The sequence below is a fragment of the Paenibacillus germinis genome (assembly GCF_013141785.1).
In the GTDB taxonomy this organism is placed as follows: Bacteria; Bacillota; Bacilli; order Paenibacillales; family NBRC-103111; genus Paenibacillus_E; species Paenibacillus_E phytorum.
Genome location: NZ_WHOC01000195.1, coordinates 40,173 through 54,496, shown reverse-complemented (window position 1 = coordinate 54,496; position 14,324 = coordinate 40,173). Strand labels below are relative to the sequence as shown.

Below are 14,324 nucleotides of genomic sequence, written 5' to 3'. Positions count from 1 at the left end.
TCGGGATTTTGTTCGTAGCCTATTTCTTTGCAATGAGGGTGTACAAAAAGCGGATGTAAAAAAAGATCAGCTTTTTCTGAATCGATCAAAAGAAAAGGCAGTCCTGAAGAAAAAATTCTACACCTATATAAGGGCGGAACTGATTAGTAGTGTAAAAAACGAATGTTAAGGAGCTGCCGCGATGCAAGCTCCTTAACATTCGTTCTCCGTCCCTCAGCAATACTTGGAAACAACAAGCGTCCAGGTCGTTTCTGACCTTTGGAGACAACCCCATAAATTGTTTAAGGATTTAGCGCTCTCGCAATCGCGTCCACATAGCTTTTACTGGCGCGCTGGCCCGCCTTTGTCGCGAGCTATTAAAGCAAGCGCTGCGGTTAGACCGCCGCCCCCGCTTGCACCGGCAATCGCGATCCGATCCAAATCGATGCCCAGCGACTCAGCTTCGTCCGACATCCACGTCAAACCGGCATAACAGTCATCGATAGCAGCTAGATAGGGATGCTCGGGAGCAAGACGATAATCGACTGATACGACGACACATTTAGCCACCTGCACGAACCGCTCGCACAAACGTCATCCATATCGGGGTGCCCCATCACATAACCTCCCCCGGAATCATCCGACTTGTCGTACTAAATGCGGTTTTGTTAAACACAATTGAATGACTATCCTTTTTCCGTCTCGGCTTCCCATTTGGTTATTTCCTCCCGAACACGGGGCGCTACCTCCGTTCCTAGCAGTTCAATGGCTCTCATCACTTGAGCATGCGGCATTGTGCTTAACGGAACATACAGCATAAAGCGTGTAACCCCTACATTTTTGCGAAGGTGAATGATCTTCTGAGCAACAGTCTCCGGATCGCCGACATACAGTGCTCCTTCAAAGCTGCGTGCGGTATCGTAGCTAGAACGATCATAATGCGCCCAGCCCCGCTCCTTGCCTAATCTATTCATACCTGCCATGGTAGAAGGAAAAAATGTATCTGCAGCTCGTTCCGTATTCTCTCCAACAAATCCTATCGAGTGCGACCCAACCTTAAGCCGCGATTCGTCATGACCAGCATGCGCTGCCGCTTTCTTATAAAGCTGCACGAGCGGTTCAAACTGCATCGGACTCCCGCCAATTATCGCCAGCATCAGTGGCAGTCCTAACAGACCTGCACGGATAGCAGACTCCTGTCTGCCCCCGCTGCCAACCCATATCGGTAAAGGATTTTGAACGGGCCGTGGATATACACCCAAATTGTTAATCGCTGGCCGATGCCTGCCCTTCCAGGTTACTTTTTCGGACTCTCGTATTTTAAGGAGCAATTCCAAATGTTCTTTAAACAGCTCATCATAGTCATTCAAGTCATAGCCAAACAGTGGAAAAGATTCAATAAAGGAACCCCGGCCCGCTATAATCTCCGCACGTCCATTGGAAATACCATCGAGTGTAGCAAAATCCTGAAAAACGCGCACCGGATCAGCTGAAGAAAGCACCGTCACTGCACTGGTCAGTCGAATCCGTTTCGTCTGTGATGCAGCCGCAGACAGCACAAGTGCTGGTGAAGATGCTGCATAATCCTTCCGATGATGCTCACCTATGCCAAACACATCAAGTCCCACTTGATCAGCAAGGACAATTTCCTCGACAACTTCACGCAATCGCTGTGCGTGACTCATCACTTCACCAGTCTGAACATCAGGCTTTGTTTCTACAAACGAAGTAATACCTATCTCCATGACAATCTCTCCTATTCAAAATCTTAATACGATATATCTTTATTTCGAATTATTCATTTGGACGCAAGCTTTATTTTAATGCGGCAGCCCTATCGCGGTAGGTCATTGCCCAAAACAGAAGAGCTAAAGCACTAACGGAGGCCCCGAGCAAACATACTCCGTTCCAGCCATAGTGTGCATAGATATGGGTCGAAGCGATGGAACCGGCAGCACTTCCTATGGAATAGAAAACCATGTACCCGGCGGCTAGGCGACTGCGCGCCTCCGCATGCAATGAGAAGATCATACTTTGATTAGTGACATGCACGGCCTGAACTGCCAGGTCTAGAAGAACAATTCCAATGACCAATGCGAACAACGACTGTTCAGTACGGCTGATCAGCAACCATGATATCAATAATAGGATCAAAGCTATGCCCGTCGTTCTCTGTCCGTAACCTCGATCGGCTAGCTTGCCCGCTCTTGCTGCAGCTAACGCTCCGACAACTCCCACGAGACCAAACGCCCCAATTGCAGTGTGTGAAAGAGATAATGGCGGCGCGCTAAGAGGGAGTACTAATGGAGTCCACAAAATGCTGAAAGCAGAAAAAATCAGCAGAGCCAGAATAGCGCGGATGCGTAATATCCGTTCTTTTACCAGCAACATAAGCACCGACCTAAGCAACTGGGGATAGGACAGCAACTTCCCCTTACGCTCAACATTCGGAAGCACCCTAAATAACGCACAAACCATAAAAAACATCAACGCGGCGGAGACCAGATATACGGAACGCCAACCCGCAAGATCTGTTAATATTCCTGAAATGGATCGAGCAAGAAGGATGCCAATCACAATTCCGCTTGTTATCATGCCAACGACACGTCCACGTTCGGCAGGTGCAGCCATTGTCGCCGCGAACGCCACAAGAGTCTGAGTCACAACGGCGAGCAGTCCCACTAAAGCCATACCTGCGAATAGTACCGTGCTGGATGATGCAGTGCCAACAATAACCAAAGCTATCATGGATAATAGCATCTGGCCGATTATCAGTCGGCGCTGGTTCAGTAAATCTCCAAGCGGCACCAGCATTAACAGTCCTACTGCATAAAAGATCTGAGTAATGGTAATGAGAATGCCAATGGTTGAATGGTCAATACCGAATTCACTCGACAGATTATCGAGTATCGGCTGTGCGAAGTAGATATTGGCAACAGACATCCCGCAGGCAACCGCAAACAATAATGTCACATAGCGAGTCATGGAAGAACTATGAACTGAATCAGATGTGAAAAGCGTTCCCAGTGAACTATTCGCCTTTATAGCGGTTCTGACTGCTACTTTTTCTTTAACCTCCTCCATTTTGTACGCACCTTACCTCCCTTAAATTTTGATACCAATCTTTTATTGTACCGATCGGTATTAATAATGCCTGGTAAATATAACGCATAAAAACGATCATTGTCAATGATGATAATAGATTTAATAAGCTGTATCTTCAGAAATGATCTTACCTAGTCAGAATCAACTAACTTACATTTGACAATATAAACGGCTAATTATATAATTTTAACATACTGTACGGTACGTTAAAATATAGTAACGAGAGGTATTGATTATGGGACGAACCCGCGAATTTGACGAAGAAAAAGTATTAGATGCAGCTATGCAACTATTTTGGGAGAAGGGATATGAGGCTACCTCATTAAGCGACTTAACTTCCAGAATGGGAATTCAGAAGCCTAGTATTTACTCGGCTTTTGGAGACAAAAAAGAATTGTTCGAAGCCGCGCTGCGCAAATACATGATGTCCCGTGCTTCTCATGTCCGAACCAGACTTCAAAAAAATCCATCTGTAAAAGAAGCATTTCGCACTTTTTTTGAAGGTGTGGTTGCTGAGGAATATACTGAAAATCGCAGCCGAGGATGCTTTTGCATCAATACAATGGTCGAACTTGCGCCTCATGATGAGAAATTTGAAATTCTTACAAGGGAACATCAAATGTATCTATCGGTCATATTTCAAGAAACCATTGAACGAGGTATACAATCAGGAGAGCTTGAAGTCGGTGTAAACGCGAAGGCTTTATCACAGGCGCTAATCGTATCGTTAATTGGACTAACCGTAATGATGAAATCTCGTCCAGAGCGATCGTTTGTTGATAATACGATAGAGGTGACACTTACATTGCTTAAGTAAGAGGCCTTTTTCCGTTAATTTAAATAGATTACGTAGCTTTGCGAATTCTGAAAAGAAAAACTCTCGTCTTCCTAAATACCCAAAACCGCCAAACATAAAAGGTACCATAGTAGCAGTAAACATTTCTATGTAATAACCAAAATAAGCATTCACCCAATAGAGTGAACGCCTACTTATTAGTGAACAACCAAACCTACACTCTCCGGTTCATACGTGCCTGGACTAAGCCTCTATGCTAGTCGGAATAATTTCTAACCATTCAAGCCGAACGGGAGCATCTTTAGCTTGAAGCACAATGCGATGTGTCCCTGGTTCAAGTGTGAACGATTCTCTGATATTTTGGTTCTTGCCATCTACCGAGATTGCCAGACTTCCTTTTTCATCAAGCTCATTAAGGTGTGCGTTGATCTCATAAGCCGTATAATCCGTAAACTTAGGCACATAAATTTCATAGGCCAGCCAATCGCCTTCAGCTAAGTGTACTTCTAGACGCTCATCCTCCTGCCATGCCTCTCCTTTACCATGTTCAAAGTTTGCCATCTCCCTTGCACTTGCGACAAACCGGATGTCCGTGCGGTCATTGATGCGAAGGCCAACGTTCTGATTCGAAGGGTGCTGGATGCCATAATTGACACCTTCTCCCCGATAACCGTAGAAAATAGCAGGTATGCGGACAGGAGGTCTGCCTAACATGGCGTTAACAACATCGCGGTAATACACACATTGGTCGAAAGCTAAATTAGTTAGATATTCCCATAAAATCCGTTGTGCTGTTATCTCATCTGGCTTCGCACCGCCCTCTAAGTAATCAATCAGCATCTGCCAATCGCGGGGCACCTTAACGCTGCAAGGTGAATTATCCTTGCCCATCTTCTTCCAAGTCCAGAAATTCCATGAGATATTGTGATCTTCAAAAAGGCGGAACGCACCCGCGTACCATGCTTTGTTATTCTCGCCGCCTTCCCCCATGTAAATGGGTACGTTCCACTCTTCACGCTTTTCTAAGTAGACTCCGATGCTCTCTGTATCTGGATTATTCCAATATTTATGGAACTGGAGCATCAGATTATCATCGATTTTCTCATCAAAAATCGACCAATCAGTTGCCCAATGGGCACCTTCTAGAATTATCATGTGGCGATCGTCCACTTCTCGGATCGCCTTGACGATGTCCCGGTAGAGCGACATGACCTCACCGTTATAAGCAGAGAACCAGTTGGGCAGCGGCTCATTGAGCAGATCATAGCCGGCAACAATCCACTCATCCTTGTAGTGCTCTGCGAGAAAACGCCATAACTGAACCGTAAGACGCTTATTATGTTCTTCTGTAAACAGCTCTGGCAAGTCGTGTTCAGAGTCGTCAATATTCGTACCCGTCTGGCCCCCAGGTGCCCCGTGCAGATCTAGAATCACATAAATTCGGTGCTTACGACACCATCCGATAAGACGATCAATGAGTTTCAGCCGATGTTCTTTCACCCGAAGGGGCTCGCCGTCTTCAATTAGAAATCTTGCGTTTATCGGCACCCTGACTGAATTAAATCCCTCAGCGGCAATCTGCTGAATATCTGCTTCCGACGTGTGAATATCATAGTAAATGTCCCAAAATCTTTCGGCCTCCTTTTCGCCGATCAGCTCTTGAATCATTTTTTCAATACGCCGCGGACGATCCCCCTGCTCCGGAAACATCCACATGTAGCCCTCTGGGAGCAGCCAACTTCCAAAGCCGACGCCTCTCAGCAGCACCTCGTGACCTTCTCCGTTGACTAGCCTCTTCCCGTCAGCTCTAAGAAAGCCAACAACTTCGTTCTCACGCTCTGAATTCATTCTTATTAGTCACTCCTATCCCTTTATTGCACCGTCTGCAATACCCTTCATAATGTATTTTTGCAGTAATAAATAGAAGAGAACGACCGGCAGCATGGCCAAAATCAATGAAGACAAGATGGCAGACCAGTCATTATTCCCGTATTGACCGAACAGCATGTTGGTGGATAATAGCAAGGTATATGTCTTGTAGTTTGTCAACATCAGTAACGGCAGAAGAAAGTCGTTCCATATCCATAACAAGTTTAAAATCGTAATCGTAGCCGTAATCGGCAGTAATAACGGAAATATGACGACAAAAAATAATCGGAACTCACCGCACCCATCGATGACAGCTGCTTCATCCAGATCACGGGGGATAGATTTCACAAAACCATGGTACAAAAAGATCGCAAAGGCGACACCCGTGCCTATATATATCAATCCTAGACCTGTCGTTGATCCTTGCACCGATAGCGCTTTTGAAATTTTAGTCAGCGTTATCATAATAGAGTGAAATGGAATCAACGTGGACATGACGAACAGCAGAAATATAAATGCACTTAACTTCCCTGGTGTCCTAGATAGTTTATAGCCAGCCATCGACGCGCAAATGATAATGCCTAACAAGCCAACCGATGCGATATATATCGTATTTCCTAAGCTTCTAACAAAATTAGTCTTATGGAATGCGCCAATATAATTTCCTACTTCCAAATGGGTAGGCAAAGACAAAATATTGTTCATCATGGCGCCTTCCGTCTTAAAGGAGTTCAACAGTCCCATGTAAATCGGAAACAACGTGAATATGGCAGCAGCAATGAGGATGAGCAGAATCATAAAAGAACCGATTCGCTTCATGATTCCACCTCTCTTCTCTTCATCAACCACAGCTGAATCAAGGTGATCAAGAAGACGACTAGAAACAAGATCATCGCTTTAGCATTTGCGTACCCATATCGATTACTTGATTTAAATGCTTCCTCGAAAATGTTCAGCGCGATAACCTGTGTTGATCTGCCTGGACCACCGCCGGTTAACGAGTAAACGGCATCGAATGCTTTAAACGAGCCGTTAAGGGTAAGAAAGATACCAATCGTCAGGGCCGGATAAATCATCGGAAGCGTCACGTATCGAAACGTTTTAAAAGCATTCGCTCCATCAATCGCAGCCGCTTCTTTCAGATGCTGAGGCACACCCTGCAAGGAGGCAATATAGATCACCATCAGGTAACCGACACCTCCCCATAGGGATACGATGACGATGGCGAAGAACGAATAAGTTGGATCACCGATCCAGGATTTATCCAAAAAGGCGAATACCGAATGTTCGGCTATATACGGAAGTACTTTGGTGAAAATAAATAACCACATAAAGCCGCCTATGATCAAGCTGATCATATTGGGCATGAAAAAAATCGTCCGGAACCATACCTTGCTGCGCCGTCTGGATTCCACGAGAACAGCCAGAAGCAGAGCGATCACATTCTGAAGCACAACCATGAACACGACATATTTAAGGGTGAAGCCTACCGACTTTAGGAAGAACGGGTCCGCCGTCAATGCCTCGATGTAATTAGCCAATCCCACCATCCGATACGTGCGATTCAGTCCGTTCCAATTCGTAAGGCTGTACCATGCGCCCCCGAATGCGGGGGCGAGTACGAATACAGCGTAGAATAATAGAGCGGGAAACACGAAGGCTAATAGGATGACCGTCTTTTTTCGTTTCGTTGTCATTAGCCTATTCTCACTCCCGGTCACCATATATAGCCATGCTATTGCTGAGCCTTAATCGCGTCTGCCCATTTCTTATCCAGCGATTTGATAATCTCGTCTTTCGTTACTTGCTTTGCATAGTAACTTTGCAACAGCTTCGCTTGTTCATCCGTGACGCCATTGGGTAGAGACAGGTCCTGATAAGCCTTCCCTTGAGAAACATAGGTCATCGCTTCATCGATCCAAGGGAATGATTTATACGTGTGAACCTTAGATACGGGATTGAACTTCAATTCTTGGAACAAGGCTGACGAATCCTTCGGATCAAGGATGTAGTTTAAAAGATCCATGGCAACCTCTTTGTTCTTGCTTGTTGGAGATACCGCTAGAGACGTGGACGTTGATAGATTAATCATCGTACCTTTCGGGTTATTGCTCACGGGAAGCGGTGCTACGCCGAATTCGATTTTCGGGTTAACCTTCTGAATCGCTTCTGCTTGCCACGGACCTTGAACCCACATTGCCGCTTTTCCGTTAGCGAAATCAGTAGAGCCTTGGGCGCTGCCTACTTCGAATGGCTTATCGGTCCCATTTTGCATAACTATATCAATAATATTGAATACGTCCTGTACGTCCTTGTAGGAGGCTTCACCCTTGTTCATCTTTTGGATCCAATCCGGATGTTCCGAAGTCACAATCCCACCGAGTGACAGCGCCATGATCAGCTGCGGAATCCATGCCTCCTGGAAAGACAACTCGAATGGCGTCACTTTGTTCAATTTCAGTTTTTCTACAACCGCTTTCATTTCATCAACTGTTTGAGGAGCTTTCAGGCCTAAATCATTGAACACTTTTTTGTTGTACAAGTATCCCCATTCCAAGCTTTCAAGCGGTAATGCTACTATTTTGCCGTCAAAGGTTACCGTTTTTTTAACGTTATCGAACAAGCCTGCCGCAAATGGCTGATTGGATAGGTCACTCAAGTAACCGGCTTTGTAATAACTGGGTACGTCTGCTACAGCGTGCAGGGTGAATAAATCCGGTGCATCATTGGAAGAAAGGCGAGTCTGCAAGATTTGCTTGGCTTGGTCAGGATTCGGCATTTCAAGATTGATGGTGACATCAATATTTTTTTCAGCTTTTTCCTTTGCTTTAAATTGCTCAAAATATTTGTCAAATTGATCCTTAAACCGCGGAAAGCCCATAAATACTTTCAATTCTACTTTCTTTGCCGGAGCAGGAGCAGTTGCTGCTGGTTTCGAATCTGCCGGAGCCGGCGTAACTTCCTTACCGCCAGTACTAGTGTTGGAGTTCGTGCCACAACCGACCATTGCGCCCAGTAAGGTAACACTTAGCATTAAGTGAAGCGCTTTCTTCATTTTTCATTTCCCCCTAAAGAAGATTAATAACTACAATTTCAGTATAGAGGAGAGGGTTTTATGAATCATTTGATGTTATTAGCATTCGTTATTGCACTTTATTGATTTCCAAGCTAGTCCTTACGCATTTCCCCTGGGGTGAGTCCGAAATGTTTCTTAAACACGCGATAAAAGTAAGCAATATCGATATAGCCCGTTAGCTCTGCTACTCGTTTTATGGCAAGTCGTTGATCCATGATTAATTCTTTAGCTTTCTCCATTCTCTTACGAACGATATAGTCAGATAAATTTTCCCCGATGGAAGCCTTAAATGTTCGACTTAGATGCTCCTTGCTCACAAAAAAGTGATGAGCGACCGTCTCAAGGGAAATCGTTTCTTGGTAGTGTCGGTCAATGTAAGCCTGTACGTCCTCGGGGGCCAAACGATTTTTATTTTTACGATACGCCTCTATGGCATCTATGGCATCAATTAACCAATCACGCAAGATGGTATGAATTTCTCCCAAAGAGTACCCACTTAGCCATGCAGCACGTTCACGTCGCTCTTCGATCCAAGCTGAATCCAAACCATAATCCGTACCAGCCGTAAACTCTTCCAACAAGTGCAGAAAATCATGCGCAATTCTAGCCGGTAATCTCCCGTCCTGTGTCTCTGTATAACCTTCTGTTAAGAGGCCTTCTATCTTTTCCATTGTGTGGAGCACGGCAGGGCGATTAAGTTCCAAGAGATATTCATAAACCTGCTGCCGGTAATTCAAATAGGTGTCCAGCATCTTTTTATCCGTAAAGACGTGCGTATCCCATGAAGTTTGTATGTGTAGTGAAGCTTGCAGCTCGTCCACGCACCGAGAAAGGGCAGCGTTCAATTCGACTGGATTGATTGGCTTCAAAAGGTATTCGATGGCACGGGAACGTATCGCCTGCTTCAAATATACGAAATCGTCAAAGCCGCTCATCACGATTATTTTAACTTCGGGGTATCGTTCATTTAATACCTGTAGGAGCTCCACACCGTCCAGTCCCGGCATTCGCATATCGGTGATAACAATGCTCGGATGCAGCGTCTCAATCAGAACGATTCCTTCCCGCCCGCCATCCGCTTCCCCAATGATAGTCAGTCCAAGTTTGTTCCAATCTCCCAATGATCTAACGACTTGTCTGGCCCATAGCTCGTCATCGATGATCAATACGTTCAGCATCCGTTTTGCCCCCTTCCTCCTGCGTAACAGCAGCCATTACTAATACAACCAAGGTCCCTACATCTGTCTTGCTAAATATTCGAACACCGCAGCCCTTGCCGAATTGCAGCTTGAGCCGAGCATGAACATTCCTTAATCCAATTCCCCTTTTCTTTCTTACATCGTTGCTCCTAGCTCGAGGCGCCAATCGTCCATCTCTCAAATCCAATCGCAAATCGCTTAGACGCTGCTCGTCAACGCCTACCCCGTCATCCTTAATGAAGATATAGACTCGTTTACCTATGAGCCTTATCCGAATCTCGATATTCCACTTACCTTCCTTACGCTGCAGTCCGTGTTCAAACGCATTCTCGAGAATCGGTTGGAGTGTGAATTTAGGAAGCCTTGCAGTAAGTGTCCTCTCATCTGTAGATACATGCATACTGCAGCGATCCGCAAAGCGTTGTTCCTGAATATATAGGTAGTTTCGCATATGCTTAATTTCGTCTTCGAGAGGTACCAAATCACCGTCTGCACTGATGGAATAACGTAAAAGCTCCCCCATTACCCGGGTAATTTCATAAATTTCAGGCGCATCCTTCACCAATGCCATTCCCCCCATCAAATTCAGGGTATTATTGAGAAAATGCGGGTTGATTTGCGCCTGCAGAGCCATTAATTGTGCATTCTTCAGATCGATTTCCTGTTGATATTCAACCTCGATCAATTCCTTAATTCGCTTCATCATGGAATTATAGCCGTTTTCCAGCAATCCGATTTCGTCCCTGCTTTGGACCGGAGACATTTTAAAATTATGAATATGTGTCATCTTCATTGTTTTGGCAAGCTTGACAATCGGCCTGCTAATCCGAAGCGATACGAAAATGGAAAGCAAAATAGAGGCTATAGCAAATAGGGTTCCTGTTAAAATCCCTGCTTGGATCGTCGGTTGTGCGCTTTGATTAACTGTGCGAAGTGGAATGACCTTCACCACCGTTAGTTGACCGTCTCCGATTCGTTTTAAGAAATAGAAATCCGTCTTGGTTCTACGAAATGCCAATTCAAAATCATTCTGGTCGAGGCTTTGAAGTTGGGAATGAAGCTCTGCGGCATCCATTGTCTCCGTTGAACCCGACAAAAGCTCCCCTTGATCGTTAATCAAGTAAACCGAGCTTTCTGATTCTGATTTTAAAATATCGCTGACTTCCCTCCACACTTGCTTGTTTATACGGACGGAAATACCGCCTAACAGCATACGATCCTCAAATCGGTTCATACTGTGATATGCATAGATGGCACTGCCGGATTGTTTAAAATACATATTGATGGGTGTTTGAAGCATACGTCCCCAGTTGCCTTCCTGAATGTTTAAGGAATAAATAGTTCCGCTGTTTGCATAACTGACTGAGAATGCCTTTTGGATCGGATGAATATATAAATTCAACTCGTCTATCTTTCTCGAATTTGCATAGAAGGCAGACGTTAGTGTGTTTTTGATATAATTTTGCGTGTTAAATTGTACCCCGATATCAGGGTTGTTCATATCATTAAGTCCAGCCATGAGCGTCTGATTAATTTGCAAGGAATAAAACAGAATATCGATTTGCTGATGGAGCTCCTCCAAATATTGATCGGCCCATAACATCCTCGAATTGTTCGCATTAATGATTTCCTTCTCTACAGAACTTCGTGTATTATTCGTGGCAATCCATGTGACGGTTACAACCGGCAGCGTGGTTAAGCAAATCATGAGTACCATCAATCGAAGACGTAGGCTTGTTCGCATCGTAGTAGAGTCCTTTCTGAGCGTAGATAGCACTATCTTCATGTTACTTTATCTTTAAAGGAATAGCATTCCTATTTTAGGCTTCATTTTTTATTATTTTTTACGCGAAAAATAAATCGAAAGTCTTGATTTAAAGCGCTCTCATATTTTAATTTTAGAGTTGCAGCATGCTGATGTCATTCTAATTTATTGATTAACACTATTAGAACATATTGATTTCGTGAAAATAATAAGAGCTGTCTCAAAATCTACTTGAGGACAGCCCTTTTAGGTATTTTGACCATATGGAACATTCGAATCGGTATTCAGCTCGAAATTATAATTCCATTGGATTAATCCAATGGAATTAGCATTCTGGCTTTGAAATTCACAAAGCAGGAGCTGAATATACCAAATATGACTTTTGGGACAGCCCCTAGCCTATAACGAAACGAGACGTTTCAAAGATCATTCAAACACGAATCCACACCGTCATTTCACCAGGTTGTCGGTTGCCCCACAAGTAATACGGTACAGCTTTAAGCTTTACCGGCTCTGACACTTGCTGCTGCGCAAGCGGACGGTACGCCGTATTCTCTTGCCAAGAAGCTCGTTCATCGGCGCGACCTTTCACTTCAATGACGACCGCTCCACCGAGCAGCTCGGTGTCGAAATACGATTGCAGCTCCGCTTGGCGATCGATTGACAAATTCGGAAGCAAGCTGCCGTTGTCCGCCTCCTCCAGACAATAAACAAGCGGACCGCGTTCAATAGCAGCTTTGCCCGCATTGGCCCTGATCGCCGGATGCGAGGAAATCAACTGCGCCTCAAGCACGGGCTCCCATTCCACGATGTCTCCCTGTACCCATTGCCTATTTACGGTCGCATATCCATTCTCAACCTCGTATTCCGAAATCATGCCGTTAATTTTCATCACAGCTTGCCCATAGCACCAAGACGGAATGCGCAGCGCAAGCGTAAATGCAGCATCCGGAACAGCAGTTAATTCAAACCGTACATAACCTTCCCAAGGAAGACGCGATTGCTGCTTCAGTGCCACTTGACCGGCAGCTAGCTCGAACTGCGCTTCGCTGCCGATGAACAGATGTGTATACACTTTGTTATCCAATGCGGAAGTTGTATAAATATAATCGTTCAAGGAGGTGAGAAGCCGCGCCACATTCGGTGGGCAGCAGGAGCAGCCGAACCACTTCTGCCGCACTGACTTCACGTGCCTACGGTCCGGGTTATTTAAGGAAGCCTTCGGCCACACTTCCAGTGGATTGACGTAGAAGTAATGCTTACCGTCCTGCGACATACTGCCTAAAACATTGTTATACAGCGCTCGCTCTAGGACATCGGCGTACTCACTTTTTGCCTCCAGAAGCAGCATGCGGCGGGCGAAGAAGATTAGACCGATGGAAGCGCACGTCTCGGCATATACGGTATCGTTCGGCAAGTCGTGGTCAAAGGTAAACGCCTCACCATGATGCGTCGAGCCGATACCGCCTGTAATGTACATCTGCCGTTTCGTTGTGTTATCCCATAATCGACGGCACGCCTCGAGCAGCTCCCGGTCATCTGTCAGGCTTGCAAGGTCCGCCATCGCCGCATACATATAAACCGCCCGTACGGAATGGCCTAGAGCGACGTCCTGTTCACGAACTGGCAAATGCGCCTGATTATAGGCTATTTGTTCGATGGTCGGAATCGGCAGCTCCTTCTTCGCCCAATGACTGTACCCGCCTCTTTGCTTGCATTCCTCAATTAGAAAGTTCGGTGATTGACCGCGCTCGTCGATGAAAAATTGCGCCAGCTTCAAATAGCGCTCCTCTCCCGTCGCATGATACAGCTTCACTAGCGCCAACTCTATCTCCTGGTGGCCGTCATAGCCTCTCAGTTTGCCTTGCTCGCGACCAAATACGGTGTCGATGTAGTCGGCAAATTTGCACACGACATCAAGCAGCTTCCGTTTTCCCGTAGCTTCGTAATACGCAATCGCTGCCTCCATCATATGGCCCGCGCAGTAGAGCTCGTGCGCTTCATGAAGATTCGTCCACTCGTTTCCCGGCTCTTTGATCGAGTAATACGTGTTCAGATAACCGTTGGCGTGTTGGGCCTTGGCAATTTGCTCGATCAACTCGTCCGCAGTTCCCTCCAGCTCGGGGTCGGGTTGGCTTGCAAGCGAGTATCCGACTGCTTCAATCCACTTCGCCACATCGCTGTCCTGGAAAACCATCCCCCCGAATTCGCCTTCTTCCATCCCGGCTGCAATCCGGAAATTACGAATCGCATAACTCGGCTCAGCATCTGGAATACGGTCGTTAAGCGCCTCCCATTGATAGGGAATAACCGTCCCTCGCACTAACTCTGTAAATTTATTCCAAAACCCGTCCTGTAAGCGTACACGCCTATTACTCTGCCGCTCGCTCATTGATATCCCCATATGAATATCCTCCTAGAACTGTACATGATTTATATGACATTTGATTATTGCTCTCATCCAGTTTATCCTTGAAGTTATGGATGAAATACGAATAAAACAAACCTATTTTTTATAATATTTCACACTGCATT

At 45.6% G+C, this 14,324-nt stretch carries 10 protein-coding genes and 1 pseudogene; 1 reads left to right on the top strand and 10 read right to left on the bottom strand.

Features of this window, described 5'->3' with window-relative positions; genetic code table 11:
• Positions 1–330: 330 nt before the first annotated feature.
• The 3 genes and pseudogenes from GC102_RS37670 to GC102_RS37660 form a co-directional block, all read right to left on the bottom strand.
• Positions 331–611 (bottom strand): annotated as a pseudogene (locus GC102_RS37670) (alpha/beta hydrolase fold domain-containing protein); the annotation flags it as partial.
• A gap of 54 nt (positions 612–665) precedes the next feature.
• A complete protein-coding gene (locus tag GC102_RS37665; protein WP_171694061.1) occupies positions 666–1,724 on the bottom strand; it encodes an LLM class flavin-dependent oxidoreductase in 1,059 nt (352 codons plus the stop codon).
• A 70-nt stretch (positions 1,725–1,794) separates the two neighbouring features.
• A complete protein-coding gene (locus GC102_RS37660) occupies positions 1,795–2,964 on the bottom strand; it encodes an MFS transporter (protein ID WP_246321353.1) in 1,170 nt (389 codons plus the stop codon).
• 355 nt (positions 2,965–3,319) lie between these two features.
• Between GC102_RS37660 and GC102_RS37655 the strand changes: the two genes are divergently transcribed.
• Complete coding sequence (locus GC102_RS37655; RefSeq protein ID WP_171694059.1) at positions 3,320–3,901, top strand: TetR/AcrR family transcriptional regulator; 582 nt, start codon at positions 3,320–3,322, stop codon at positions 3,899–3,901.
• A gap of 222 nt (positions 3,902–4,123) precedes the next feature.
• Here GC102_RS37655 and GC102_RS37650 read toward each other — a convergent pair whose 3' ends face one another.
• From GC102_RS37650 to GC102_RS37620, 7 genes are all read right to left on the bottom strand, one after another.
• On the bottom strand, positions 4,124–5,728 hold the full coding sequence (locus GC102_RS37650) for a cellulase family glycosylhydrolase (protein ID WP_171694058.1): 1,605 nt from the start codon (positions 5,726–5,728) through the stop codon (positions 4,124–4,126).
• A gap of 15 nt (positions 5,729–5,743) precedes the next feature.
• Entirely contained in the window at positions 5,744–6,568 is an 825-nt protein-coding gene (locus tag GC102_RS37645) for a carbohydrate ABC transporter permease (RefSeq protein WP_171694057.1), read from the bottom strand.
• Positions 6,565–7,446, bottom strand: coding sequence for a carbohydrate ABC transporter permease (locus GC102_RS37640; protein WP_171694056.1), 882 nt, complete (start codon positions 7,444–7,446; stop codon positions 6,565–6,567). Before GC102_RS37640 ends, GC102_RS37645 begins: the two co-directional genes overlap by 4 nt.
• 38 nt (positions 7,447–7,484) lie before the next feature.
• On the bottom strand, positions 7,485–8,804 hold the full coding sequence (locus GC102_RS37635; RefSeq protein WP_171694055.1) for an ABC transporter substrate-binding protein: 1,320 nt from the start codon (positions 8,802–8,804) through the stop codon (positions 7,485–7,487).
• Between the two features lie 113 nt (positions 8,805–8,917).
• A complete protein-coding gene (locus GC102_RS37630; RefSeq protein ID WP_171694054.1) occupies positions 8,918–10,003 on the bottom strand; it encodes a response regulator in 1,086 nt (361 codons plus the stop codon).
• Positions 9,978–11,768 carry a sensor histidine kinase gene (locus tag GC102_RS37625; protein WP_171694053.1) on the bottom strand — a complete coding sequence of 597 codons (1,791 nt, stop codon included), beginning with the start codon at positions 11,766–11,768 and terminating at the stop codon, positions 9,978–9,980. The genes GC102_RS37630 and GC102_RS37625 overlap by 26 nt, the downstream gene beginning before the upstream one ends.
• Before the next feature lie 451 nt (positions 11,769–12,219).
• Complete coding sequence (locus GC102_RS37620; protein ID WP_171694052.1) at positions 12,220–14,193, bottom strand: glycoside hydrolase family 127 protein; 1,974 nt, start codon at positions 14,191–14,193, stop codon at positions 12,220–12,222.
• Positions 14,194–14,324 lie beyond the last annotated feature (131 nt).